Annotated in this window: 28 protein-coding genes; 7 read left to right on the top strand and 21 right to left on the bottom strand. The window is 71.5% G+C overall.

The window, feature by feature from the left end; translation table 11 throughout:
• Nucleotides 1-28 precede the first annotated feature (28 nt).
• The 3 genes from AC1P0E_RS28455 (at nt 29) to AC1P0E_RS28445 (ending at nt 2416) form a co-directional block, all read left to right on the top strand.
• The gene (locus AC1P0E_RS28455) at nt 29-229 is read left to right on the top strand and encodes a hypothetical protein (protein WP_482744961.1); all 201 of its coding nucleotides are present in this window, start codon (nt 29-31) and stop codon (nt 227-229) included.
• The gene (locus tag AC1P0E_RS28450) at nt 163-720 is read left to right on the top strand and encodes a baeRF2 domain-containing protein (RefSeq protein ID WP_482745935.1); all 558 of its coding nucleotides are present in this window, start codon (nt 163-165) and stop codon (nt 718-720) included. Before AC1P0E_RS28455 ends, AC1P0E_RS28450 begins: the two co-directional genes overlap by 67 nt.
• 175 nt (nt 721-895) lie before the next feature.
• Nucleotides 896-2416 carry a phosphatase PAP2 family protein gene (locus AC1P0E_RS28445; protein ID WP_482744960.1) on the top strand — a complete coding sequence of 507 codons (1521 nt, stop codon included), beginning with the start codon at nt 896-898 and terminating at the stop codon, nt 2414-2416.
• On the opposite strand, the gene AC1P0E_RS28440 is transcribed toward AC1P0E_RS28445, so the two are convergent.
• A complete protein-coding gene (locus tag AC1P0E_RS28440; protein WP_482744959.1) occupies nt 2388-3335 on the bottom strand; it encodes a cation diffusion facilitator family transporter in 948 nt (315 codons plus the stop codon). The genes AC1P0E_RS28445 and AC1P0E_RS28440 overlap by 29 nt on opposite strands.
• Nucleotides 3336-3402: 67 nt before the next feature.
• On the opposite strand from AC1P0E_RS28440, the gene AC1P0E_RS28435 reads away from it, so the two are divergent.
• Nucleotides 3403-3573: a hydrophobic protein gene (locus AC1P0E_RS28435; protein WP_482744958.1), complete on the top strand. Its 171-nt coding sequence runs from the start codon at nt 3403-3405 to the stop codon at nt 3571-3573.
• Nucleotides 3574-3645: 72 nt separating this feature from the next.
• Here the strand turns inward: AC1P0E_RS28435 and AC1P0E_RS28430 are convergent, their stop codons facing one another.
• The 14 genes from AC1P0E_RS28430 to AC1P0E_RS28365 form a co-directional block, all read right to left on the bottom strand.
• A complete protein-coding gene (locus tag AC1P0E_RS28430) occupies nt 3646-3945 on the bottom strand; it encodes a gas vesicle protein K (protein WP_482744957.1) in 300 nt (99 codons plus the stop codon).
• On the bottom strand, nt 3942-4163 hold the full coding sequence (locus AC1P0E_RS28425; protein WP_482744956.1) for a gas vesicle protein: 222 nt from the start codon (nt 4161-4163) through the stop codon (nt 3942-3944). The genes AC1P0E_RS28430 and AC1P0E_RS28425 overlap by 4 nt, the downstream gene beginning before the upstream one ends.
• On the bottom strand, nt 4160-5002 hold the full coding sequence (locus AC1P0E_RS28420) for a GvpL/GvpF family gas vesicle protein (RefSeq protein WP_482744955.1): 843 nt from the start codon (nt 5000-5002) through the stop codon (nt 4160-4162). Before AC1P0E_RS28420 ends, AC1P0E_RS28425 begins: the two co-directional genes overlap by 4 nt.
• Nucleotides 4999-5337 (bottom strand): gas vesicle protein, encoded by a 339-nt coding sequence (locus tag AC1P0E_RS28415; RefSeq protein ID WP_482744954.1) that lies wholly within the window; start codon nt 5335-5337, stop codon nt 4999-5001. Before AC1P0E_RS28415 ends, AC1P0E_RS28420 begins: the two co-directional genes overlap by 4 nt.
• Nucleotides 5337-6281 carry an SRPBCC family protein gene (locus AC1P0E_RS28410; protein ID WP_482745934.1) on the bottom strand — a complete coding sequence of 315 codons (945 nt, stop codon included), beginning with the start codon at nt 6279-6281 and terminating at the stop codon, nt 5337-5339. Before AC1P0E_RS28410 ends, AC1P0E_RS28415 begins: the two co-directional genes overlap by 1 nt.
• Nucleotides 6282-6360: 79 nt before the next feature.
• Complete coding sequence (locus AC1P0E_RS28405; RefSeq protein ID WP_482744953.1) at nt 6361-6939, bottom strand: DNA primase; 579 nt, start codon at nt 6937-6939, stop codon at nt 6361-6363.
• Nucleotides 6936-7172, bottom strand: a complete 237-nt coding sequence (locus tag AC1P0E_RS28400) for a gas vesicle protein GvpG (protein WP_482744952.1) — start codon at nt 7170-7172, stop codon at nt 6936-6938. The genes AC1P0E_RS28405 and AC1P0E_RS28400 overlap by 4 nt, the downstream gene beginning before the upstream one ends.
• 7 nt (nt 7173-7179) lie before the next feature.
• Nucleotides 7180-7896: a GvpL/GvpF family gas vesicle protein gene (locus AC1P0E_RS28395; RefSeq protein WP_482744951.1), complete on the bottom strand. Its 717-nt coding sequence runs from the start codon at nt 7894-7896 to the stop codon at nt 7180-7182.
• A complete protein-coding gene (locus AC1P0E_RS28390) occupies nt 7893-8324 on the bottom strand; it encodes a gas vesicle structural protein GvpA (protein WP_482744950.1) in 432 nt (143 codons plus the stop codon). Before AC1P0E_RS28390 ends, AC1P0E_RS28395 begins: the two co-directional genes overlap by 4 nt.
• Before the next feature lie 28 nt (nt 8325-8352).
• Complete coding sequence (locus tag AC1P0E_RS28385; protein ID WP_482744949.1) at nt 8353-8712, bottom strand: gas vesicle protein GvpO; 360 nt, start codon at nt 8710-8712, stop codon at nt 8353-8355.
• Nucleotides 8713-8865: 153 nt separating this feature from the next.
• Nucleotides 8866-9780 (bottom strand): non-homologous end-joining DNA ligase, encoded by a 915-nt coding sequence (ligD, locus tag AC1P0E_RS28380; protein ID WP_482744948.1) that lies wholly within the window; start codon nt 9778-9780, stop codon nt 8866-8868.
• A gap of 135 nt (nt 9781-9915) precedes the next feature.
• A complete protein-coding gene (locus AC1P0E_RS28375) occupies nt 9916-11778 on the bottom strand; it encodes a transketolase (protein ID WP_482744947.1) in 1863 nt (620 codons plus the stop codon).
• Nucleotides 11779-11805: 27 nt separating this feature from the next.
• The gene (locus AC1P0E_RS28370) at nt 11806-13158 is read right to left on the bottom strand and encodes an NAD(P)/FAD-dependent oxidoreductase (RefSeq protein WP_482744946.1); all 1353 of its coding nucleotides are present in this window, start codon (nt 13156-13158) and stop codon (nt 11806-11808) included.
• A 121-nt stretch (nt 13159-13279) separates the two neighbouring features.
• Complete coding sequence (locus AC1P0E_RS28365; RefSeq protein ID WP_482744945.1) at nt 13280-13696, bottom strand: phage holin family protein; 417 nt, start codon at nt 13694-13696, stop codon at nt 13280-13282.
• 137 nt (nt 13697-13833) lie between these two features.
• Between AC1P0E_RS28365 and AC1P0E_RS28360 the strand changes: the two genes are divergently transcribed.
• A complete protein-coding gene (locus tag AC1P0E_RS28360; RefSeq protein WP_482744944.1) occupies nt 13834-14646 on the top strand; it encodes a class I SAM-dependent methyltransferase in 813 nt (270 codons plus the stop codon).
• Nucleotides 14647-14889: 243 nt separating this feature from the next.
• Entirely contained in the window at nt 14890-15243 is a 354-nt protein-coding gene (locus AC1P0E_RS28355) for a VOC family protein (protein ID WP_482744943.1), read from the top strand.
• A gap of 1 nt (nt 15244) precedes the next feature.
• On the opposite strand, the gene AC1P0E_RS28350 is transcribed toward AC1P0E_RS28355, so the two are convergent.
• From AC1P0E_RS28350 to AC1P0E_RS28335, 4 genes are all read right to left on the bottom strand, one after another.
• Entirely contained in the window at nt 15245-17218 is a 1974-nt protein-coding gene (locus AC1P0E_RS28350) for a DUF5107 domain-containing protein (protein ID WP_482744942.1), read from the bottom strand.
• Nucleotides 17219-17312: 94 nt separating this feature from the next.
• Nucleotides 17313-17885 carry a GNAT family N-acetyltransferase gene (locus AC1P0E_RS28345; RefSeq protein ID WP_482744941.1) on the bottom strand — a complete coding sequence of 191 codons (573 nt, stop codon included), beginning with the start codon at nt 17883-17885 and terminating at the stop codon, nt 17313-17315.
• A 9-nt stretch (nt 17886-17894) separates the two neighbouring features.
• Nucleotides 17895-18128, bottom strand: coding sequence for a lipopolysaccharide assembly protein LapA domain-containing protein (locus tag AC1P0E_RS28340; RefSeq protein ID WP_482744940.1), 234 nt, complete (start codon nt 18126-18128; stop codon nt 17895-17897).
• Between the two features lie 127 nt (nt 18129-18255).
• Nucleotides 18256-20058 (bottom strand): CocE/NonD family hydrolase, encoded by a 1803-nt coding sequence (locus tag AC1P0E_RS28335; protein WP_482744939.1) that lies wholly within the window; start codon nt 20056-20058, stop codon nt 18256-18258.
• Between the two features lie 193 nt (nt 20059-20251).
• Here AC1P0E_RS28335 and AC1P0E_RS28330 point away from each other — a divergent pair, with 193 nt between their 5' ends.
• Nucleotides 20252-20752, top strand: coding sequence for a DinB family protein (locus AC1P0E_RS28330; RefSeq protein ID WP_482744938.1), 501 nt, complete (start codon nt 20252-20254; stop codon nt 20750-20752).
• A gap of 12 nt (nt 20753-20764) precedes the next feature.
• On the opposite strand, the gene AC1P0E_RS28325 is transcribed toward AC1P0E_RS28330, so the two are convergent.
• Both AC1P0E_RS28325 and AC1P0E_RS28320 read right to left on the bottom strand, forming a co-directional pair.
• Entirely contained in the window at nt 20765-21700 is a 936-nt protein-coding gene (locus tag AC1P0E_RS28325) for a S66 peptidase family protein (RefSeq protein ID WP_482744937.1), read from the bottom strand.
• A complete protein-coding gene (locus tag AC1P0E_RS28320; protein WP_482744936.1) occupies nt 21697-23688 on the bottom strand; it encodes a S9 family peptidase in 1992 nt (663 codons plus the stop codon). The genes AC1P0E_RS28325 and AC1P0E_RS28320 overlap by 4 nt, the downstream gene beginning before the upstream one ends.

Raw genomic sequence — 23688 nt, 5'->3', positions numbered from 1 at the left:
CGTCCTACCAGACATCCCGGAGGGAGCAATGGACCTCTCATTCCTCACCCCACTGTACGAACGTCCCGGCGCGTGGGCATCCGGCATCGACCGCAAGGGCGCCGACTTCGAGCTGCACACCACCCTCGGCAGCCGTCCCGCCGGACAGGTCCACGGTGAGGACTGGCCGGTGACGAGCGCGAGCGTCGCGCCGTACATGACGCGCTTCCGCGGCGGCTTCGGCCGATGACGGTCGAGACGGACCACGGCGGCCGGTCGGCCGGGGCGGACTCCCGCCTGCTGGACGAGGACGTGGAACGGGCCAGGCAGGAGCACGCGCGCGGGCGGGCCGCCGCCGAGCTGGAACGCTTCCGCGCGGCGCGCAACCCGTCGGCGGACGGCGGGATCGTCGCCGCGGCCGAAGGGGTGCCGGCGCTCGTGGACGCGGCGCGCGAGCATCGGATCTCGGAACTGCTGGTGGACCCCGAAGGGCCGGACGCCGGCCGCGAGGTGTGGGTGGGCGAGGAGCCCGACCAGCTGGCGGTACGCCGTACGGACGCGCGTTATCCGGGCGAGCAGGAGCCGCGCACCGCCCGCGCGGACGACGCACTGCTGCGCTCGGCCGCCATGACCGGCGCCGAGGCGATCCGGGTCCCGGCGGACGGCGACAGCGCCCCGGGAACGGGCCCTGCGGGTGGCTCGGGCGCGCTGCTGCGCTGGGCACGACCGGACGGAACGTAACCCGGGGTCCAAGGGCCGGGTCTGGGCAGGCCGTCCCGTCCCTGGAGCCGCCCCCGGATCCGGCCCGTCCGGCGTTTGCGGACCGGGGTCCCCGGGGCGGAGCCCCGGTTCCCTGACGCGGCCGTCCCGGCGTGCCGCTGGATTCGGAACGGCTCGCGCCGGGTACTCGCGTGCCATGTCTTCTGCGTTTTCACCGCATGCGCATGTCCCGCCCCGCGCACCGGGGCGGATCGCCGCCTGGTTGAGCGCCCGTGACCGGGCGCTCTTCCACGGTGTGGCGACCCACCACTGGCCGGGCGGCGACCGGGTCCTGCCGCGCCTCAGCCACGGCGCGAACCACGGTGTGCTGTGGTTCGGTACGGCCGCCGGAATAGCGGCCCTCGGCAGCAGCACCCGCGCCCGCCGGGCCGCCGTGCGCGGGGTCGCCTCTCTCGCGCTGGCCTCCCTCGCCGTCAACACCGTGGGGAAGCGTTCGGTGCGCCGGGTCAGGCCCGTCCTGGACGCGGTACCGCTGATCCGGCAGCTCAAGCGCCAGCCGATCACGACCTCCTTTCCCTCCGGGCACTCCGCCTCCGCCGCGGCCTTCGCGACGGGTGTGGCGCTGGAGTCCAAGGGGTGGGGCGCGGTCGTGGCGCCGGTCGCCGCGTCGGTCGCCTTCTCCCGCATCTATACGGGCGCGCACTATCCGAGCGATGTACTGGTCGGCGCGGCCCTGGGGGTCGGCGCGGCCTTCGCTGTGCGCGGGCTCGTACCGACGCGGGCGCAGATCCCGGCGCCCGGGCGGCCGTACACCGAAGCGCCGGCGCTGCCCGGTGGCCAGGGCCTGATCGTCGTCGTCAACAAGCAGTCGGGTTCCGCCGCGGCCAAGGTGGCGCTGGTACGGGACGCGCTGCCGCGCGCCGAGGTCGTGGAGTGCGAGCCCGACGAACTGTCGGCCGAGCTGGAGAAGGCGGCGCAGCAGGGCCGGGCGCTCGGAATCTGCGGCGGCGACGGCACGGTCAACCAGGCCGCGGTCGTCGCCACTCGCCATCAGGTCCCGCTCGCCGTGTTCCCCGGCGGCACGCTCAATCATTTCGCGTACGACCTGGGCATCGAGGAAGTCGCCGACACCTGCCGGGCGCTGACCTCCGGCGACGCGGTCAAGGTGGACCTGGGCCGGTTCACACCGGGTCCGGGCCCCGGTGGCGAGCCGGGCCATTTCCTCAACACCTTCAGCCTGGGCGTCTATCCCGAGCTGGTACGGATCAGGGAACACTGGGCCCCGCGCATCGGCGGCTGGCCCGCCGGTGTGCTGGCGGCGGCGGAAGTGCTGCGCGGCGAGCGGCCGCTGGAGGCCGACATCGGGGAGCACAAGGGGCGTCGGCGCGCGCTGTGGATGCTGTTCGCGGGCAACGGCATGTACCAGCGCTTCGGCCCGACCCCCGGCCGGCGTCACAACCTGGCCGACGGGCTCCTCGACGTACGCGTGGTGCACGGCGGGCGGCTGCCCGGCCTGCGGCTTCTGGCAGCGGCTCTCGCGGGTCCGCTGAGCCGCTCCCCCGTGCACGCGGCGCAACGGCTGCGCCGGGTGTGGATCTCGGGGCTGGAGCCGGGAACGCTGCTGGCGTACGACGGCGAAGTGGCCCAGGCCCCCAGGGAGTTCGTCATCGACAAGGCGGACGAAGCGCTCACCGTTTACCGTCCGCTTCCCCTGTAGAGACCGGGGCCTTCGAAGGGGCCTCGGTGACGTCGAGAAAGACCTGGTCGGCTCGCGGCCAGGTCTTTTTCACGGAGCCTTTGATGCGTACGCAGACGAGTTCCACCTCCTCGCTGTCCAGCCCCGGCATCAGGTCGACGCGGGCCGCCACCAGGAGCGAGTCGAGCCCGAGCTGCATCGTCAGCAGCTCGGCGACGTTGTCGATCTCCGGCTGGGCCTCGATGAGCGCGCGGATGTCCGCGCGCAGCCCGGGGTCGGCGGCCTCTCCTATGAGCTGGGCCCTGGCGTCCCGGCCGAGCCGGTAGGCGACGTACCCGAGCAGCAGGCCGATGGAGAACGACGCGACGGCCTCGTAGACGCCGTTGCCGGTCACCATGTGGAGCCCCATGCCGGCCGCCGCGAGGAGCACGCCGACGACTGCGGTGCCGTCCTCCGCGACGACCGTGCGCAGGGCCGGGTCCTGGCCCAGTCCGGCGCCCGGCTGGCGGCGCGCCTGGAAGAGGGCACGGGCCAGGGAGGTGCCCTCGGCGAGGAGGGCGACACCCAGGACGGCGAGCCCGGCGACGTAACCGGTGTACGTCTCCTTGCCGTTGGCTCCGCCGAGCGCTTCGAAACCCTGGAAGAAGGAGAAGCAGCCGCCCATGACGAAGATGCCGACGGCGGCGAGCAGGGCCCAGAAGTAGCGCTCCTTGCCGTATCCGAAGGGGTGCTTCCCGTCCGCCGGGCGGCGGCTGCGGCTCAGGGACGCGAGCAGGAAGACTTCGTTGACGCTGTCCGCGACGGAGTGTGCGGCCTCGGAGAGCAGGGCGGGGGAACCCGATGCGAGCCCGCCGACTGTCTTGGCGGCGGCGATGACGAGGTTGGCGGCGAGCGCCACGAGGACGGTATTCCGGGTTTTGCGGTCGGACTTTCGGGTCACATCAGCTCTCAGTGATTCAGTGTACGAGGACGGAATTCGGGCACTCGCAGGTCAGGAGGTATAAATAATGGTTCCCATCCTGCTCGTACTTCTTCTCGTCCTGATTCTCTTCGGCGCCGGATTCGCGGTGAAGATCCTCTGGTGGATCGCCATCGCGGTGCTGGTGATCTGGCTTCTGGGATTCCTGATGCGAAGCACCTCGGCTTCGGGAGGCAGGTCGCGTTGGTACCGATGGTAGAAAAGACGAGATAAGAGGGGCGGCGGCCTTCGGGCCGCCGCCCCATTTTCTTTTTCCCGTTTCCTTTTTCCTCTACTCACCTTTGGGCAGCAGCGGGCCCAAGGGGCCAAGGTCGATATTGAGGTCCTCGGGTTCGAGTCCGAACCGGGTGCGCAGCACGTCCATCCGGTCCTCCAGGAGCATCAGCGTCATACCGATCCGCTCCTCCTGCTCCTCGCTGAGGTCGCCGGTCTCCACCCGGCGCAGCGCCTGACGTTCCATCAGCTGACGCAGCAGCTCCACGACCGTCAGGACGAGCTTGACGAGATCGCGCTCGACGGTGTCGGCGTCGAGTTCCACACGGCGGCGTCCTTCGGTGGCCTCGGTGGTCACAGCAACTCCTCCTCCTCGAACGGGGACGGCACGTTGACGTTGACGGAGCTGATGAGGGCGTTGAGGTCGACACGTACGAGATCGACATCCGCGATACGGAGCGTCAGATCGCCCGTGATCACGACCCCGCCTGCCAGCAGCCGGTCCAGCAGGTCGACGAGGGCGAGCTGGCGCTGGGCGAGGGGGCCGTTGCCGGAGATGCCGGGCGGCGCCGTCATCCGACTGCCTCCGCTTGCCCTGACTGCCCTGGCTGCCCTGGCTGCCCCGCCTGCTCCGACTGCCCTGCGAAGGAGTACGGGGCCCAGGGCCCGGTGAGTTCCACCCGTACGCCCCGGTCCTCCGGCGTGAGCCGGCCGACCTCCGCCACGAAATCCTCGCTGTCCTCCCGCGACACCAGGTACGCCGCGTTGAGGACGTTCTGCCCTGGCACCTCGGAAAGCCGGGAATCCTGCGGGCGGTGCAGGGCGGCGGCCTCCGCGCGCCCGCAGAGCTCCGCGTGCAACGCGCGTGCCAGCAGGTCGGCGCGCTCCCAGACGCTCTCGCGCGCCTGCCGCCGGCTGAGGCGTTGGCGCAAGTAGTCACGCCCGGTCGCGGGGGCGGCGGCTTGCGCGGGCGTTGCCTCGGACGGTTCCGGCCCGGCGGCGGGGGCCGGGTCCGGCTCGGGATCGGCGTACACCTTTACGCCCCACTCGACCCGTCCTTCCAGCCGCTCCAGTGTCTGTACGAAGCGGTCGTGGCCCGCGTCGAGCAGCCTGCGTACGCCGCTGTCGTCCACGCACACGGTGGCCAGGCGCAGCGGCACGGGACAGGTGACGGCGGTCATGGCACCGACGACGGCCTCGTGGTTGCGGGCCGTGGCGGTGAGCCAGTCGAGGTTCTCCAAGTGCTCCTTGAGCGGCGCCTCGGCGAAGTCCTCGGCCGGCACCGGGCTGACCACGGCGACGAGGTCGCCGTGGTGCAGCAGCCGGGGCGGCTCACCGTCGAGGCCGTTCACGCCTTCGGGGAGGACACCGCCGAAGGGCCGGGTGACGGCGTAGACGTAGCGCAGTTCGTTCATGCCTGGTTTTCCTCGCGCTCTTCGAGTGCGGGCGCCGCCTCCAGATCGGCGATGCGCCGCTGCAACCGCTCGTTCTCCTGGGCGAGTTCACGGCGACGGGCGCCGGAGGAGAGGGACGGGTCCTCCTCCCACCAGTCGATGCCCATTTCCTTCGCCTTGTCGACGGAGGCGACGATGAGACGCAGCTTGATGGTGAGAAGTTCGATGTCGAGGAGATTGATCTTGATATCTCCCGCGATGACGACTCCCTTGTCCAGTACGCGCTCAAGAATGTCGGCGAGATTCGCGCTTCCATTTGAGGCGTACGGATCGGGAAGTCTGTTCGGCGTCGTCATCAGCGGTCCCGGCTTCCGCTGTCCGCGTATTCACGCTGCTTGCGTGCATCCGGGTCCTCTTCCTCTTCTTCGCCCTCTTCTTCGTCTTCCGCTACGTATTCGTCTTCCTCGGGCTCGGATTCGGGCTCGCCCTCTTCGTCGACGTACTCCTCGTCCTCGTACTCGCCCTCGGGTTCTTCCTGCGGCTCTTCGCTCTCCTCCGCGACCGCGTCCTCGTGGCTGCGCACGACCTCGCCGTCCTGTATCTCGCCTCGCCAGCCGTCATCGGCCTCGCCCTTGAGCGTGATGTGCCGGGCGAAGTGCTTCAGGTCCAGGCGGGTCCGGCGGCCCTGGGCGCGCCAGATGTTGCCGGTCTTCTCGAACAGGCCCTTGGGGTAGTACTCCACGACCAGCAGCACCCGTGTGAGGTTCTCGCCCAGCTCGTGGAAGGTGACGACGCCCTTCGTGGTGCCCTTGGCGCCCTCGGACGTCCAGGCGATCCTCGAGTCAGGCACCTGCTCGGTGGTGTGCGCCTTCCAACTGCGGTTCGACCAGAAGACCTTGAGTTTCCAGTCGGAGGTCGTGTCGTCGGCGGCGCCGGCGCTCTTGACGCCCTTCGCGAAGGTGGAGAAGTCCTGGTACTGGGTCCACTGGTCGTACGCCTCACGGACCGGGACGCCCACGTCGATGTGCTCCATGATGACGACCGGCTTACTGCCGCCGCCACCCTTCTTGCCCTTGCCGCCCAGGCCCTTGACCGCGTCCATCACATTGTCCTTGACGTGGGAGGCGCCCACTTCGAGCGCGCCCCGCAGCGGGCCCTTGCCCTCGGCGAGCTTGCGGCCGCCCTCCTTCGCCAGTTTGGCGAATCCGGGGCTCTTGCCCTCCGCGATGTCGTTGAGCTTGAGGGTGCTCTCGCCGAGCTTGCGACCGGCGCCCGTCAGCATCCGTACGGCCTGGGCCATGAGGTACGACTGGAGTTCTTCCTTCAGCCGCTGCGCGGCCTCGTTGTCCGCGCCCAGCAGGCTCTGGGGCCCCTTGGTGTCAGCCACGGCTCCGGCCTCCCTTCGCGGCACTGGCGGTCTTCTTCGCGGCGGTCTTCTTGGCCGCGGAAGCCGTCTTCTTGGCCGGCGCCTTCTTCGTGGCGCCCGTGCCGGTCTTCCTGGCGGCGCTCGCCGTCTTCTTGCGGCGTTCGCGCCGCTCGTCGTCGCGCTCTTCGTCGCGCACGTCGTCCTGCTCGTCGTCGTGCTCGTCCTGCGCGTCCTGCTCGTCGTCCAGCCGGTCAGACACGTCGTCGGGGACCGCGCCCGAGAGCTGGTCCTGCACGCCCAGCGTCCGGTCGTGCAGCCGGTCTGCGACCGCGTTGAGCTGCCGCGTCACGAGCGCGCCCGTCGCCGCCTTGCCGACGCCCCGCATGTCCTCGCGCAGCTGGTCGCCGATCTCCTTGAACTGCGGGTTGTTCTGCAACTGCGACGAGGCGAACTCCGCGAGCGCGCGCGGGCTCAGCTGAAGCTTCTTGCCGATCACCATCGTGCCGATGCCGAAGGCGAGCTTCGCCTTCTTCGTACGCCCGAGCAGATATCCCGCGCCTACCGCGAGGCCCATGGCCAGCCTGTTGTTCATGTCGTCGGGTTCCTCTTCTCCAGCCGGTCGAGGAGCTCGTCCTCTCGGCGGTCGAATTCGGCCTCGTCGATCTCTCCGGCCTCGAGCTGACGCTCCAGGGCTGACAGTTCGCGCTGGATGGCCGACGGGTCGTAGTACTGCCGCTCCGCCTCCGTGACCACCTGCCGCAGCACCCATGAGGTGCCGCGGACAGGGGCCAGGGGAAGGAGAAACAGCTCTCCCAGGAGGCCCATCGCCCCGTCACTCCACGAAGCTGTAGGGCGGCAGCGGACCGTTCACCTGGAGCACGAGATGGGGGTGCTCCTTGCGCAGGGCGTCCACCGTCTCCACGAAGTCCGCGGTGTGGTCGCGGTCGACGAGGAAGGAGACGTTCGCCAGCCAGCCGCTGCTCTCCGGCCCGGGGCTGACGGCTCCGGCCGCTCCCTCCAGGGCCTGGCGCACCAGTTCGCCGTCGCGCTGTTCGCGCTGCTGGACGGCCGCCACGACGCGTTCGCCGAGCCGCAGCTTCTGCTCGTAGGTGCCGCCGCCGGCCGCCCGGTTGGCCTCGTTGAGGGTGCGCAGTTCGGCGTCGTCCGCGAGCACCTGGTGGAGGACGGCCTCCTCGTCGTGGGTGGCCTTCACGTTGTACTCGACCTGGTTGTCGAGCGCGTCGAGCCGCTCCAGGTAGTGCTTCTCGCGTTCGGCGAGCACCGTCCGTACCGACTCGTCGTCGGCCGACAGGCTCCCGAAGCGCATCGGCAGCACGGCGCCCACGGCGCCGGCCTCCGAGAGGACGGTCTGGTGCGCCAGCAGGTCCCGGCGCTTGGGCCTGAGGTCCTCGGGCGCGTCACTCACCAGCGCGGTCAGTTCGCCGGCCCTGAGGGCGCGTACGGGCATCGGCGGTTCGCCGACCCCGTTCGTCGGCTCGGGAAGTACGGGGTGGTTACCGCGTGCGATGCCGTAGACGTACGTACTCATTCCTGCTCCTCCTTCCGGCGGGACGTGGTGCTGCGACGGGCGCGCGGCTTCGGCTCGGACTGCTCGTCACCACCGCTGCGGGCCTGCTGGAACGCGTCCGAGATGGTCTCGGCCGCGCCGGACAGCGCGCCCTTCGACTTGCCCTTGGCGCCGGACTCGGTGACCTCACCGACGATCTCGGGCAGTCCGGGGCTCTTGTTGGCACCGGTTTCGAGGTCGAGGCGGTTACAGGCCTCGGCGAAGCGCAGGTACGTGTCGACGCTCGCGACCACGACCCGGATGTCGATCTTGAGGATCTCGATGCCGACCAGGGAGACACGAATGAATGCGTCGATGACGAGCCCCCGGTCGAGGACGAGCTCCAGGACGTCGTAGAGGCCGCTGGTACCGCCGCCGCCTCCACCTTGCTGTGCCGGGACTACGGTCATGCGAACCGGCCCTCCTTAGTGTGGGTGTCTATGAACGGTCTGCCCTGCCGCGCTCGTAGCGGCGTACGCGCCGGTAGCCGGTGAGCGCTCCGTAGGCGTCGAGGGTTACTTCGTACGACGCGAGAAGGCTCATGGTGTCGGGGACCCTGGACAGTTCCAGGACCTCGATCCGCAACATCCAGCCGTCGTCCTCCGTGCGTTCGAAGGAAGAGACCGACTCGGCTTCCATACCGGTGAGTTCCGCCAGTTGTGCCTTCGCTCCGCGCAGCACATCCATCGGGCCCGGCAGGCTTTCCGTTCTGGCCTGTGAATTCTGTTTGCTTTTCGGTGTGTTCTCGGACGCATCCGACGTATCAGACTTTCCGGATGTACCGGATGTATTTGCCATTGCAGCCTCCGACATCGGGTTACCGCTGGCGCCGGTTCCAAACTCCCTGGCGCCTGAGCGTTGTTCGATCCTGTGCGGGTACCCGCCTGTGGTGAGATCAACAGACACAGGGGTGATTCGCACCACATCCCGGCGAGGCTCGACCGGGTTCTGTCAGCGCAGGGCGCGCAGGCGCCTGCGCGCCGGGCCCAGTGCGCGGCCCCTGGAGGACACCCCCGACCAGGGGTTCGCGCGGGCCTGCTCCAGCACGCCGTCGGTGTCCGTCAACGACCAAGAGCGCGCCGTGAGTTCCTTGTCGTCGAGCTGCTCCCAGGAGATCGGCGCGGCGACCGGCGCGCCCTCCTTCGGGCGCACCGACCAGGGGGCGACAGCCGTCTGGGCGTAGGCGTTGCGCCCGATGTCCAGGAAGAGCCGGTCGCCGCGGGCCTGCTTGCGTACGGCCGTCGTCAGCTCGTCCGGGTGGCGCCCGGCGAGGATCTCCGCGACCTCCCCGGCGAAGGCGCGGGAGTCGTCGAACGTGGTTTTCCCGTCGAGGGGCACGATCACATGGAGGCCCTTGGAGCCCGTGGTCATGAGCGTGGACGGCAGCCGCAGCTGGTCGAGAAGTTCGCCGAGCCGGTACGCCGCCTCCCGTACGGCCGGGAAGTCGTCCCCGGGCGGGTCCAGGTCGAACACCAGCCGGTCGGGCCACTCGATGCGGTCGGCCCGCGACAGCCAGCGGTGGAGTGCGAGGCACGCCTGGTCGGCCAGGAAGACGAGGGTGGCGCTGTCGTCGCACACGGTGTGCGTGACGGTGCCCCCCTCCTTCGGGACGCGTACCCGGCGTACCCACTCGGGGTAGTGCTCGGGGGTGTCCTTCTGCATGAAGCGCGGGCCGTCGGTGCCGTCGGGCATGCGTTCCAGCATCAGGGGCCGGTCGCGCAGCTGGGGGACCATGAACGCCGCGATCCGCCGGTAGTAGCCGGCGACATCGGCCTTGGTGAGGCCGCAGTCGGGGAAGAGGACCTTCCCGGGGCGGTGGACGGTCACCGTGCGGCGCCCGGCCTTGACGGTTGTGGTGTCGCTCATCGTCTCTCTCCTGGGCTCGCTCCGGCGTCGTACACCGACAGGCGCGGGCAAGGGCCCGCCACCAGCGGGCCCGCACGGCGCGGGGAGGGTGGCGGGATGTTCAGGGCACCCCGCCACCCACACCCCGCCGCGCTCTCACATCACGATCACCTTGTCCACCAGCAGCTTCACGGCGGCCGCGATCGAGTCGGCGTCGATCCCCGAGGCGTTGAGCTGTTCCTGCTCCGTGGCGGAACCGGGCATGTTTCCGACGGCCAGGCGGACCAGCCGGGGGGCCGGCCGGCCGTCGGCGAACACCTCGGCGACCGCGTCGCCCAGGCCGCCCTGCGGATGGTGGTCCTCGACCGTCACCAGGCAGCCGGTGCGCTGTGCCGCCTCCTGCACGGCGCGCTCGTCGACGGGCTTGAGCGAGTACAGGTCGACGACCCGGACCGGCACGCCCTCCAGCGCCAGCAGGTCCGCGGCGCGCAGTGCCTCGTGGACCGTCACACCCGCGGCAAGCAGGGTCAGCTTGTCGTCCTCGCCGGAGCGCAGCAGCTTGCTGCCGCCGACCGGGAACTCCTCGTCGGGCCCGTAGATGACGGGCATGGCGCCCCTGCTGGTCCGCAGATAGCGCACGCCGCGGCTCTGGGCGTCGCCCTCCGCCATCGCGGCGACGAGCTTCGCCGTCTGGTTGGCGTCACAGGGGTACAGGACGGTGCTGCCGTGTACGGCGCGGAACATCGCGAGGTCTTCGAGCCCCATCTGGGACGGCCCGTCCTCGCCGATGGCGACGCCGGCGTGCGAACCGACCAGGTTGATGCCGGCCCTGCTGACCGCCGCCATCCGCACGAAGTCGTGCGCGCGGGTCAGGAACGCCGCGAAGGACGAGGCATACGGGACGTAACCGCGCGTCTGCATCCCGACGGCCGCCGCGACCAGTTGCTGCTCGGCGATGTAGCACTCGAAGAACCGGTCGGGGTGCTCCTTGGCGAAGAACTGCGACCGCGTCGAGTCGCTCACCTCGCCGTCGAGGGCCACGACGTCGCCGCGCGCGGATCCGAGCGCGGCGAGCGCCTCGCCGTAGGCGTTGCGCGTGGCGACCTCGTCGCCCTTCTCATAGCTCGGCAGCTTCAGCTCACCGTTACGGGTGCCGAGCAGGCCGGGGCTCTTCGCGGCGGACGGCTTGCGCACCTCCACGTGCACGAACCGGGGGCCGCCGAGCTCCTCGATCGCGCTCCCCGCGTCCTTCAGCGGCTTGCCGTGCATGCCTTCCTTGTCCTCCACGGCCGCGACACCGCGCCCCTTTCGGGTGCGCGCGATGACGGCGGTGGGCCGCCCCTCGGTGGACTGTGCCTCGTTGAAGGCGGCGTCGACGGCCTCGACGTCGTGTCCGTCGACCTCAATGGTGTGCCAGCCGAAGGCGTGGAGCCTGCGGCTGTACGCCGCCAGGTCCCATTCGTGGCGGGTGGGGCCTCGCTGTCCGAGCCGGTTGACGTCGACGACGAGGGTGAGGTTGTCGAGGTGCTCGTGGGCCGCGTGCTCGACGGCCTCCCACACCGATCCCTCGGCCATCTCGCTGTCGCCGCACAGCACCCATACGCGGTACGGGATCCGGTCGAGCCGCTTGCCCGCCAGCGCCACTCCGACGCCGACCGGCAGCCCCTGCCCGAGCGAACCCGTCGCCACGTCCACCCAGGGGAGCCGGGGGGTCGGGTGCCCTTCCAGGCGGCTGCCGCGCCGCCGGTAGGTCAGGAGTTCCTCGTCGTCGATGGCGCCGGCCGCGCGGTACATGGCGTACAGCAGCGGGGACGCGTGGCCCTTCGAGAGGATGAACCGGTCGTTGCCGGGATGGTCGGGCCGGCCGAAGTCATAGCGCAGATGCCCGCCGAGGAGTACGGCCGCGAGATCCGCCGCCGACATCGACGAGGTCGGATGGCCCGACTGGGCGGCGTCGGCGGCCCGTACCGCGTCCACCCTCAGCTGCTGGCCGAGCTGGATGAGCTGTTCGCTGTCCATGTCACTCCCTGTGGTCACTCCTTGCGGTCATCCGTCGGGTTCACTCTGCTCCGGCCGGCCGGACGCGCCGGGGACCCTGGCCAGTTCCGGCGACGACGTGTCGAGCGGGACGGACCAGGACCGGACCAGGCCCAGCTGCACGGCCTGGCGCGGCAGTACGGCGTCGAGCATCCAGTCGGCGGCGACCCGCACCCGGTTCCCCGGCATGGCGGCGAGGTGGTAGCCGCGCGTGACCGCGCCCGCGACCGGGCCGGACAGGGGCACGCCGAGCGGGTTGGCGGCGGCCTTGACGCCGCCGAGGTCCACGACGAACCCGAGGTCGTTGTGCTTGTACTGCTGCCGCTCCCCGTGCCCGAGGGAGGCGGCGACATTGCGGCCCGCCACCTTTCCCTGCCGGGCGGCGTGCTGCGCGGTCATCGGTGTGAACTCCCCCGGCCTGGTGAGGTCGGGCACGGCCGCCGCGTCGCCGCAGGCGAAGACCTCCGGGTGGCCGGGCACGTTGAGGGTCGGCTCGACGAGCAGGCGCCCGCGTTCGACCGGCAGCCCGACCTCCGAGACCAGCGGATCGGGTCGTACGCCGACACACCACACCAGGGTCCTCGTGTCGACGAACTCCCCGTCGTCCAGCAGGACCCCTTCGTGGGTGGCCTCCTTGACGGAGGTCCCCGTCCGTACGTCGACTCCGCGCCCGCGCAGCACCTTGTCGGCGGTCTGCGACAGGCGGCGGTCCAGTTCGGGCAGGACGCGCGGCGCGATGTCGAGGAGCAGCCAGCGCGGCTTGTGCCCGGCGTGCCGCCACGCGCGCTGCTTGCGCACGAGGGCGTCGGTGAACATCTTGCCCTGGGCGGCGACCTCGGTCCCGGTGTAGCCGGCGCCGACGACGACGAACGTGCAGCGCGCGGCACACTCGTCCGGGTCGCCCGTGGCGGCGGCGAGTTCGATCTGGCGGGTCACGTGGTCGCGCAGGTAGAGGGCCTCGGGCAGGCCCCGGAAGCCGTGGGCGTGTTCGGCGACCCCGGGAATCGGCAGCAGCTTGTTGACGCTTCCGACGGCCAGCACGAGCCGGTCGTACTCCAGCTCGCCCTTGTCGTCCTCGGGCCCGGTGTAGTGCACGCGGCGCGCCGCCAGGTCCACGTGGTTCGCCTCACCGAGGACCAGTCGTACGCGGGGGAGCGTCCCCGGCAGCGAGACCGTCACGCGGCGCGGCTCCAGGATGCCGGCGGCGACCTGTGGCAGGAGGGGGAGATAGAGGAAGTAGTCGGTGGGGTTGAGGAGCACGATCTCGGCGTTGTCCCTGAGCCGCCGGGAGAGGGTCTTCGCGGCCTGATGGCCGGCGAAGCCCGCTCCGACGATGACGATGCGGGGACGTTTACGGGTCACTGCGTTCACCTCGTAGGCGGGGCGGTTGCGGTGGACCTTCCCGGTGCCCCTGTCCCTGGGGGCCAAACACGGGGTGGCGCGCGCTTCGGTGATCGGCGCCCTGCCCGAGCCTGATCAGCTGTCAGGCGCGGTGGTGCGGCGCCTCCGGATCACCGGGGGACGGGGCGGCCGGGGGCGCCGGCGGCACGGGTGGGACGCCGAAGGGCGTGCCGCTCGGCGGGGCGACGGGCGGCACGGCGGGCGCGCCGAGCTCGGCGTCGTGGGTACCGCCGCGGGGACGGGCGGCCTGCTGCTTGAGCACCACGGCCAGCCCGATCAGCAGGGCTCCGGCGACCAGCGCGGCCGCCCACGCGGGCAGGGCGATGTTCAGCACGAGTACGAGGAACGCGGCGACCGCCGCACCTCCGTAGAGCGCGGCCGCTCCGGCCGCGGAGTACAGGCGCGCCGTGCGGCGCTGCTTCCTGGTCTGTGCGCGCAGCTCGTCCTTGATGGTGTCGCGGACGACCTGTGCGATCTGTTCCGACAGGTTCGTATCCATAGGCGTGCGAGTACCCGTACGGCACGCCGGCACTCGCGTCTCACTTCGCGAGATTCACGTCTCACATTTCGGCATGGCGGCGTAATGTACGGCGTACCGCTTCGACGTTCCGATGTCTCAGGAGAAGGAGTACGGCCATGCCGGAGGAGACCGCCGTCTACACCCATGGACACCACGAGTCGGTGCTGCGCTCGCACAGTTGGCGTACCGCCGCGAACTCGGCGGCGTACCTCCTGGGCGAACTGCGGCCGGGACTGGACGTCCTGGACGTGGGCTGCGGCCCCGGCACCATCACGGCGGACCTGGCCGCGCTCGTCGCGCCCGGCCGGGTGACGGCGGTCGACTCGGCGCCGGACGTGCTCGGGCGGGCGCGCGAGGTGGCTGCGGAACGCGGCCTGGAGAACGTGGAGTTCGCCGTGGCCGATGTCCACGCGCTCGACTTCCCCGACGACTCCTTCGACGTCGTCCACGCACATCAGGTGCTCCAGCACGTCGGCGACCCGGTGCGGGCCCTGCGGGAGATGCGCCGCGTGTGCCGCCCCGGTGGTGTCGTGGCGGCGCGCGACAGTGACTACGCGGCCATGACGTGGTTCCCGGAGGTACCGCTCATGGCGGAGTGGCAGCAGCTGTACGGCCGGGTCGCCCGCTCGAACGGCGGCGAACCGGACGCGGGCCGCAGACACCTGTCCTGGGCCCGCCGGGCCGGCTTCACGGACGTGCGGGCGTCGGCGGCGACGTGGTGTTTCGCGACGCCTGAGGAACGGGCGTGGTGGAGCGGCCTGTGGGCGGACCGTACGACGGGATCGGTGTACGCCGAACTGGCGGTGGCCGGCGGCCACGCGACGCGGGACGACCTGGCGGCGATCGCCGGGGCGTGGCGGGGGTGGGGCGTCCGGGAGGACGCATGGTTCATGGTGCCGCACGGGGAAGTGCTGTGCCGCGTTGCGTGAGCGCCTGTTTCCCCCACCCCGCCCCTTCCCGCTGCGCCATTGCGCGGCTTCACCGCGCGGGGGCTCCGCCTCCAGATCCCCGGTCCTCAAACGCCGGACCTTTCAGCCCCTCCGGCGTTTGAGGAGCGGGGTCTGGGGCAGCGCCCCAGGCGGGAAGGGGCGGGTAGGGGAAAGCCCCCGGCAGGGGCACCGTGGGCGGCGTACCCCCGTTCTGCGGGCAGGCGACCAACTACCCTTGTCCCCATGGAGATCCTGGGAACCACGCTGCGCATCTGCGTCGACGACCTGGAGGCCACCGTGGCCTTCTACGAACGCCTCACCGGAACCCGCGCGCTGCGCTTCGAGCGCGGCGGGGTCTCCGTCGCCGCGGTCGGCTGCTTCCTCCTGATGAGCGGTCCCGAGGCCGAACTCGAAGTACTGCGCAAGGTCTCGGCCACCATCGCCGTCAAGGACGTCGACGAGGCCGGCGCCGCCCTGTCCGGGGCCGGCGCCCGCATCATCGCGGGCCCCGTCCCGACCCCGGTCGGCCGCAATCTGATCGCCGCGCACCCGGACGGCTCGGTCTTCGAGTACGTCGACCGGCGCGCGGCGGGCTGAACTACTCCCCCGGCCGCATCCGGTAGTCGTACGCGTCGGGCAACGGCTCGTCGCTGACCGCCGCCCACACCTCGCCCAGAATCTCCGCGCCCTCGCGCAGGTCCGCCACCTCGAACCCGGCCTCGAAGAGGGCGCGGGCGCCTGCCTTGTCGCCCTCGGCGACAAGGAGCTGCGCCTCGGCGAGCCGGAAGCGGCCACTCCCCCGGACGGCGGGAGGCAGCCCCTCCCAGACGGTGCGGGCTCCCTCCGGCCGCCCCGCCGCGAGCAGCGCGGCGATCGCCTCGCGCCCCAGCGCGGCCGTCGCCGCCGTCCACGCCTCGCCGTCGCCCCGCTCCCGGCAGAGGTCTTCGAACGCCTCGGCGTAATGATCCGCGGCGCGTCCGACGTTGCCCGCGTCCAGGTCGGCGACAGCGAGGCAGCGCAGCAACGGCCAGCGCGAACAAGTGAGTTGCAGACCACGCTCCCAGCTGCGCACGGCCTGTGCCACATCGCCCGCGTGCCACTGGGCGACGCCCAGGTGGTACTCGGTGAGCGGCTCGGCGGGCGCCGTCTCCAGCATGTCCCGCCAGTGCGGCGCGACCAGGGAGGGGCCGGGCGGGACCGCCTCGCGCGCCGCCGGAAACGTGCCGCTGCGCAGCAACTCCATCCAGGGCTGCTGCTGTTCCCCCAGCGTCGCCTCACCGAAGGGCGTGCCCGGGAGCCCGCGCCCGGCGCGCAGTACCTCCAGCGCGCCCCACCCGGAGCCGGTCGCGAGCGACTCCCCCGGCTCGTGATCGGCGTACGGCCGCCACGCTTCGTACGCCGCGTCCACCCGCGCGCGCGGCAGCGCGTCCTCCAGCCGGGCCTCGGCCTCGGCGCGGGCAGCGGCCCAGTCCGCGCCGTGCACCGCCCCGGCGTCGGCGGCCAGCGGACCGTACGCCTCCAGCCAGCTGAACTCGGCTCCCGCCTCCAGCGGTACGTGCTCCAGCTGGGTACGGGCGAGGCCGGCCTGGATCTCGGCGTACCCCGGGGTGCCCGGCTCGGTCAGCCACTGCTGCCAGCGCCGCCCGCCACGTCCCGCGCCCCACAGGAACAGCTTGCGCCCGCGCAGTCGGTCGGTGGAGGTCTGGACGAGTCCCCGGCCGTCGGCGTCGAGCGAGGCGATCCACTTGCGGGCCTCTTCGGGCACCTCGTAGAAGTAGTCGGCCGGGTGGTCGCCGCGCAGCGGGTACGTACGGTCGACGCCGTCGCCCTGCGACTCCGGCACCGGCACGCGCCGCAGGCTGCGTTCGTACCCGAAGTGCCAGGCCTCGTCCGCCGGGGCGAGGACGCGGGTCCCCTCGTCCTCCGGGACGGCGATGTTGGACCACCAGTAGGTGGGCACGGTCCGCTCGTGCGGGTTGCGTATCCGTACGCCGACGTACAGGAAGTCGGAGTCGGCCGGCAGCCACAGGTCGACCTGGAAGGGGAGGTCGCGCAGCCGTTCCCACTCCCAGAGCCTGACCATGTCGCCGCCGTCGGGGGCGGGGACGACCGCGGCGTGCAGCGGGGCGCAGGAGAGCGTCGTGTGTCCGGTGGCGCCGATGTTCCACTCCAGGCCGCCGGAGAACCAGGCGCCGTTGAGCGCGAAGTCGGCGGGCTGGAAGACGGGGTTGCGGTAGAGGAGTTCACGTCCGGTCGGCTTGTGGAACAGCGAATGCACGCGGCCGCCGAGCCCCGGCAGCACGGTCGCCCGCAGCCGGTCGTTCTCGATGACGATCGCGTCGAGGTCCGTCTCCGTCCGCTCGCGTCCGTATCCGTCCAGGACGCGTACCGGCAGGAGGGTGCGCAGCGGCTCGTGTCCGACCTGCCGGGCCATGTCGCGCGGGAGCCCCGCGCGCGAGCGCTCGTCGATGACGTGCTGCTCGTCGAGGGGGCGGAGTCCCGGAAGCGGGTTCTCCGGCCCCAAAGGGGCGGCGGGCAGGGTCAGTACGGCACGTCGCACAGTCGTGGCCAAGGCAGTCTCACTCCCTCATACGGGCCGCCGTCCACCGGCGCCCGGCGACCATCGGAACACGCCGGACACCTCTGTGACCAGGGGGTCCCGTCCGTTACGGACGTGGGCGGGAGGCCGCCGGGTTCGCCGGGCGCATTTCCGTGGTGATCGCCCACCGCTCGTGGTCGCGCCACGCTCCGTTGATGTGGATGAAGTCCGGCGAGTACCCCTCCAGCCGGAACCCGGCCCTGCGGACGAGCGCGATGGACGCCTCGTTCGCGGGCTGGATGTTGGCCTCCAGCCTGTGCAGCCCCAGGGGACCGAAGGCCTGGTCCATGACCAGGCCGAGGCCCTCGCTCATCAGACCGCGCCCCGCCGCGTGCGCGAACGCGCCGTAACCCAGCGCACCGGACAGGAAGCCGCCCCCGACGATGTTGTTGATGTTGATGAAGCCCGCGATGCTGCCGTCGCAGCGCTCGCACACCAGGTAGCCGGCCCGCGTCGGGTCGTCGATGAGCGGACCCGCGTAGGAGGTGTACGCCGCGGGCCGTTCCGGCGGGAAGAGCCAAGGGTGGTGCAGCGCCCTGCTCTCGCGCGCCCGCGCGGTGAACTCGTCGGCGTCGGCGTGGCTGAAGTGCCGCAGGGCCACGCGCGGACCCTCGGCGAGGCGGACGGAGCTCTCGGACATCCGGCCGGGCTACTTCCGCCGCCCCATGAGGTAGCCGCCGCACAGTGCGCCGATGGCCGCCGTCGCGAGCAGGGCCAGGTAGAGCGGCATGGTGACCTCGGGCACGAGCAGCCTGACCTTGACGTAGCGGGTGTTCTGGAAGATGAAGACGAGCGTCACGATCAGCAGCGCGATGACCGCGATGCGGCCCGGCGTGAACGTACCGCTGAACCTGCCGCCGCGCGGCGCGTCCTTGGGGCTCATGGTCCGGCCGCCCTTCCCGGGGCGTCGGTGCGCCCCCGGGGTCCAGGATGTGCCGTTCCTGGGCCCAGGGGGCGGTGGAGCGGGCCGTACGGGTGACAGCGCGGCCCAGGTGGCCCCGCCGGGGGCCTCAGCCCAGTGAGCCCCTGACCACCGGGAGCTCCAGGACGCCCGTGTCCTCGGGGGCGCTGGTGACGGTCACCGGTTTGATGCCGCGGTTGCCGTAGTACGCGTCGTCGCTCGCCGCGACGACGAACTCCAGACGGTGCCCCGCCTCGTACCTGTGCACGATGCCGGGGAGCGAGACCGTGAAGGAACGGCTCGCGTCGGGCACCCGTACCGGCGCGACCAGACGCTGGACGAGCGTCTTCTTGCCGTCGGGAGCGACGTCGTACAGCTTGGCGAAGAGGACGAGCTTGTCGGCGGCGTCGCCGGAGTTCTGTACGCGCTCGGTCTTGGGCGAGACGACCTTGAGCGTCGCCTTCGGGGCGCCCACCACGTCCACGGCGGCCTTGAGCGGCTCGGTGGACCAGCCCAGGTAGGTGCCGGGGGCGTCGCTGGGCTCGCGGTCGGGCAGGCCGGTCAGCCCGGACAGCGAGTTCTCGGAGTGGCTGGTGGGGAACAGGCGGTTGCGGTACTCACGGGCGCCGCGCACGACCTCGGAACGGTTGTCGACGAGCTTGCCGTCGCCTGAGAGGTAGACCTTCTGCGAGGGCGCGGGCGGCGCGGCGGCCGTACCGTAACCGCTCTGCCAGTCGCGGTAGTACGCGAAGCCGGGGCCGGTGTCGGTGCCCTTCTTGCCGTGCAGATAGCGGTCGAACCAAGCGAGGATGCGCTGGCCGACGTAACTCGTATCCAGATTGCCCTGCCCGAGGTTGAGTTCGCCGGCGGCGGGGTCGGTGATTCCGCCGCTGTGGCCCCAGGACTGCCAGATCATGCGGGTCTCGGTGCCCTGCGCCTTGAGGGTCTTGTACGTCGCCTCGGCCTCGTTGAGGTTGAAGAGGGTGTCGGCCTGGCCCTGGATGATCAGAGTCGGTGCCTTGACCTTGTGGAGGTACGAGGCCGGCGAGACGCTTCGCGCGTACGCCATCATCTCGGCGGTGCGGTCCGCGGGGTAGCGGCCCGAAGCCAGCAGCCTGGTTGTCTCGCAGGCCTTGGTGACGAAGTGCAGACAGCCGCCGCCACCGATCCGGGACAGGTCGAGGCTGGGGTTGAGCAGGCCCTGCGCCTCGCCCATGAGGAAGAAGCCGGACGTCCACTGGTACTTGTACGCGCCGGGGGTGGAGGTGGCGCCGCCGTTCGCGTTGTTCGGGTCGAGGGAATACGCGAGGTCGTTCCAGGTGATCAGGGGCACAAGGGCGTCCAGGCGGCGGTCGTTCGCCGCGGTGGCCAGCTGGATCGTGCCGCCGTACGAGCCGCCGATCATCCCGAGGCGCGGATCTCCCGCGCCGTCCTTGGTGACGTAGTCGGCGCGGGTGCCGTCGTCGGCGGCCCGCGTGCCGCCCAGGAAGTCGATCAGGCCCGATGCGGCCCTGCCGTCGATCTCCGGGTCGTTGAGCGAGATGGGGCAGCCGGACTTGCCGAAGCCGAGGCCGGAGTAGGCGAGGGCGACGTAGCCGCGGGCGGCGAAGGCCTTGGCGATGACGTCGGTGGAACCGTCGGCCTTGCTGCCGCCGAAGCCGTTGGTGGTGAGGACGGCGGGCGCGGGACGGGCCTTGTCGACCCCGGCGGGGCGGTAGAGGTCGGCGTCGACGGTGCATTGCCTGTCGCCGGCCCGCACCGTGAACTTCAGGGGCTTGACGGTGAATTCGGCGGTCGCGGCCGCCTGCCCGGGAGCGGCGAAGGCAAGGGGCGCGGCGAGTGCGGCGCCGGCGGCGAACACGATCGATCTGCGGGACGCGGAGACGGGGTGGCGGCGACGGCGACGGGACATGGGGACCTCCACACTGAGGGCACGGCACCTTACCGACCAGTAAGTATCGGCGTCGGTCATGCTGTGACACGCGTCATATCGCTGTCAACCGTGGCGGCACGGGTGATTGATGGAGAGTCAGTAAAGATGACGACGGCTGGGCCGGACGGCGGAGCGGAAGTGCGTTGTCAGACCCGGCTGTTACGTTCCGGGCATGACGACGAAGCGCGTGCCGTTCACGGGCGGCGAGAAGGAGAGTCTCCAGGTCAGCCTGGACCGGCACCGCGATGCCGTGCTGTGGAAGCTCGACGGCCTGGACGACGAGCAGCTGCGCCGGCCCATGACCCCTTCGGGGACGAGCCTGCTCGGTCTGGTGAAGCATCTGGCGGCCGTGGAGTACGAATGGTTCTGCAGCACGTTCGGGCGTGAGACCGAGCCGCTCTGGTTCGATCCCTTCGAGAACGAGGACATGGTGGTGGCCGACGGCGAGTCGACCGCGGGCATCCTGGAGTTTTACGGCCGCGCGCGGGCCGCCGCCGACCGGGCCGTGGCCGAGCTCGACCTCGACACGCTCGGCACCTCGTGGTCGGGGAACACCGTGTCGATGCGCTGGGTGCTCATCCACATGCTGGAGGACACCGTGCGGCACGCGGGACACATGGACATCCTGCGTGAGCTGATCGACGGAGCGACGGGGGACCACCCGAGCGACTGAGTTCCCGTCACCTCAGCGCAGCGCGGGCACGTCGAGGGTGAGGGTGCGGGTGTCCGTGTCGAGTACGGCGGGCACGCCCAGCGGCATGGTCAGGGCGGTCGGGCAGTGCCCGAACCCCAGCTCCTCGACCACCGGCACCCCCAGCGTGCCCAGCCGGTCGTGCAGCAGCGTCCGCACCTCTTCCTCGTACGGGCCGCAGTCCTCCCACGAGCCGAGGGCCACGCCCGCCACGCCGTCCAGCCAGCCGGAGCGAAGCAGCTGCGTGAGGATCCGGTCGAGTCGGTACGCCGCCTCGCCGATGTCCTCGATGAGCAGCAGCCCACCACGGGCGCCGGGCCGCGCGTGCGCTGTGCCCAGGTCGGCGGCGAGCAGACTGACGCAGCCGCCGAGCGTGACGCCGCGCGCCCGGCCGGGGACCACGACGCCCGCTGTCTCCAGCCCCAGCGTCATGGCCGACTCGGGCTCGAAGAGGGTGGTCCGCAACGAGTCCTGCGTGCGCGCGTCGTCGAGGAAGGACGTGGTGGCGACCATCGGGCCGTGCAGGGTGGCCAGACACAGCCGTACGGCGAAGGCTTCGTGCAGCGCCGTGATGTCGCTGTACCCGACGAAGACCTTGGGCCCTGCCGCGCGCATCGCCGCCCAGTCGAGCAGATCCACCATGCGCTGGACTCCGTAGCCGCCCCGCGCGCAGATCACCGCGTCCACCGACGGGTCGCACCAGGCCTCCTCCAGGTCCCGCGCCCGCGCCTCGTCCGGGCCGGCGAGGTAACCGAACTCCTGGTGCACGTCGAGCACATGGGGGCTCACCACCGGGTCGAGGTCCCAGCCCCGCAGGATGCCCAGTCCCGTCTCGAGCCGCTCCTTGGGGACCGGTCCGCCGGGGGCCACCACGGCGACCCGCGACCCCCGCCTCAGCCGCGCCGGCCGGGTCAGCGGCGCGAGGGTCATTTTGCGAGCTCCAGACGCGGTACGTCGCGTCGGTCGATGCCGAAGCTCTGGGCGTACAGGGAGAGTTCGGCCTCCAGCGCGCGGGTCAGGGTCTCGGCCCTGCGGAAACCGTGCCCCTCCCCCTCGAAGGCGATGTACGCGTGCGGGATGCCGCGCCCGGCCATGCGCTCCAGGAACCGCTCGCACTGCGCGGGCGGGCAGATCACGTCGTCGAGCCCCTGGAGCAGCAGGAAGGGCGCGGTGATCCGCTCGGCGTGGTGCGCGGGCGAACGGTCGTGGTAGCGGTCGGGGTAGGCGGCGAGCGGCCCGACGAGGCTCTCCAGGTACCGCGACTCGAAGTCGTGGGTCTCGCCCGTTCCCCAGGCCGCCAGGTCGAGGATCGGGTAGAGGACGGTCCCGCAGGCGTACACGTCGGTGGCGACCAGCGAGGCCGCCGCGGTCCAGCCGCCCGCGCTGCCACCGCGGATCGCGAGCCTTCGCGGGTCGGCGGTGCCCTCCCCGGCCAGGGCGACGGCGACGGCGGCGCAGTCCTCGACGTCCACGACGCCCCACTGCTCGCGCAGCCGGTTGCGGTACTCGCGCCCGTACCCGGCCGACCCGCCGTAGTTGACCTCGGCGACGCCGATGCCGCGCGAGGTGAAGTAGGCGATCTCCAGGTCGAGTACGAGCGGGGCGCGCCCGGTGGGCCCGCCGTGCGCCCACACGACGTACGGCGGCAGTTCGTCGGCGGGTGCGATGCGGCCCGGGTTGTGCGGCGGATAGATGTGGGCGTGCGTCTCGCGGCCGTCGGGTCCGGTGAAGACGCGGATCTGCGGCTCGGGGTAGAAGGAGGGGTCCACCGGGTCGTCGTGCGCGGATCCGATGACCCGGGTGTGCCCGGTGCAGGTGTCCAGTTCCATGACCTCGTAGGCGCTGCGCGGGCTGGCGGCGACGCCGACGACCCGGCTGCCGTGCACGGCGAGGGTGGCGGCCCACTCGGTCCAGGGGCCCGCCGAGTCGACGACTTCGCAGCTCTCCGGGTCGAGGATGCCCAGCGCGGTGGTGCCGCTGCCGTGGATGACGGCGACCAGGCCGTTGTCCAGCGGATGGAACCAGCGCAGGCCGATCTTCCACAGCGGCCCGCCGAACTCCTCCTCACGGGAGCAGAGCGCCACCGTCCCCCCGCGCTCGTCCGCGCGGTACAGGTTCCACCAGCCGCTGCGGTCGCTGGAGAAGAGCAGCTGCCCGCCTGCGGTCCAGTCGACCTGGGCGACCGACTCCTCGGGCCCGCCGACCAGACGCCGCGCCTCCTGGAAGGTGCCGTCCCCGGCGATGTCCGCGAGGATCACTTCCGTGCCGTCCCAGGGCATCCGAGGATGGTCCCAGGCGATCCAGGCCGCCCGCAGCCCGTCCGGGGAGACACGGGGCCCGGTGACGAACCGGTTCGCACCGTCGGAGAGTTCCCGTACGGCCGCGCGGTCACCGGCGGCCGATCCGTCGAGCGGTACGGCCACGACGACGCGCCGTACGTCGGTGGGCGCCTCGCCCGTGAACTCCTCCAGTACGCACCACACTTCGCCCGCCGCGCCCCGCTCCAGGCACAGCTGCGGATCGACCCAGCGCAGTCCCCCGCCGACCGCCGACACGGGCGTGAGCGGGCGGGGTCCGGCCCCGGGCGCGTCGGGTTCGTACGCGTAGAGGCGCTGGTCGGGGAAGTGGACGAAGACGATCAGCGGCCCGCCCGCCGCGCGTTCCGCCCCGGCCCAGGGCTGCCCGCCGTACTCGATGACCCTGCTGCGTACGTTCCAGGGGGCGGGCAGAACCGATTCCTCCCCGCCGTCCGCGCGCCTGCGCACCAGCGCGCGCCGACCGCCCTCGGTGGGGCGCGGCACCGTCCACCACACTTCGTCGCCGATCACACCGACGTACTCCGGGTGCCCGTCGTGCGAGGCGGCGAGTCCGGCGCCGATCGGCGACGGCCAGCTTCCGTACGTCCCTGTGGGCACCAT

The sequence above is a fragment of the Streptomyces sp. TRD_SC_5 genome (assembly GCF_056836825.1).
Note: the sequence above shows the minus strand (reverse complement) of the source record. Positions and strands in the feature narration are given on the sequence as shown.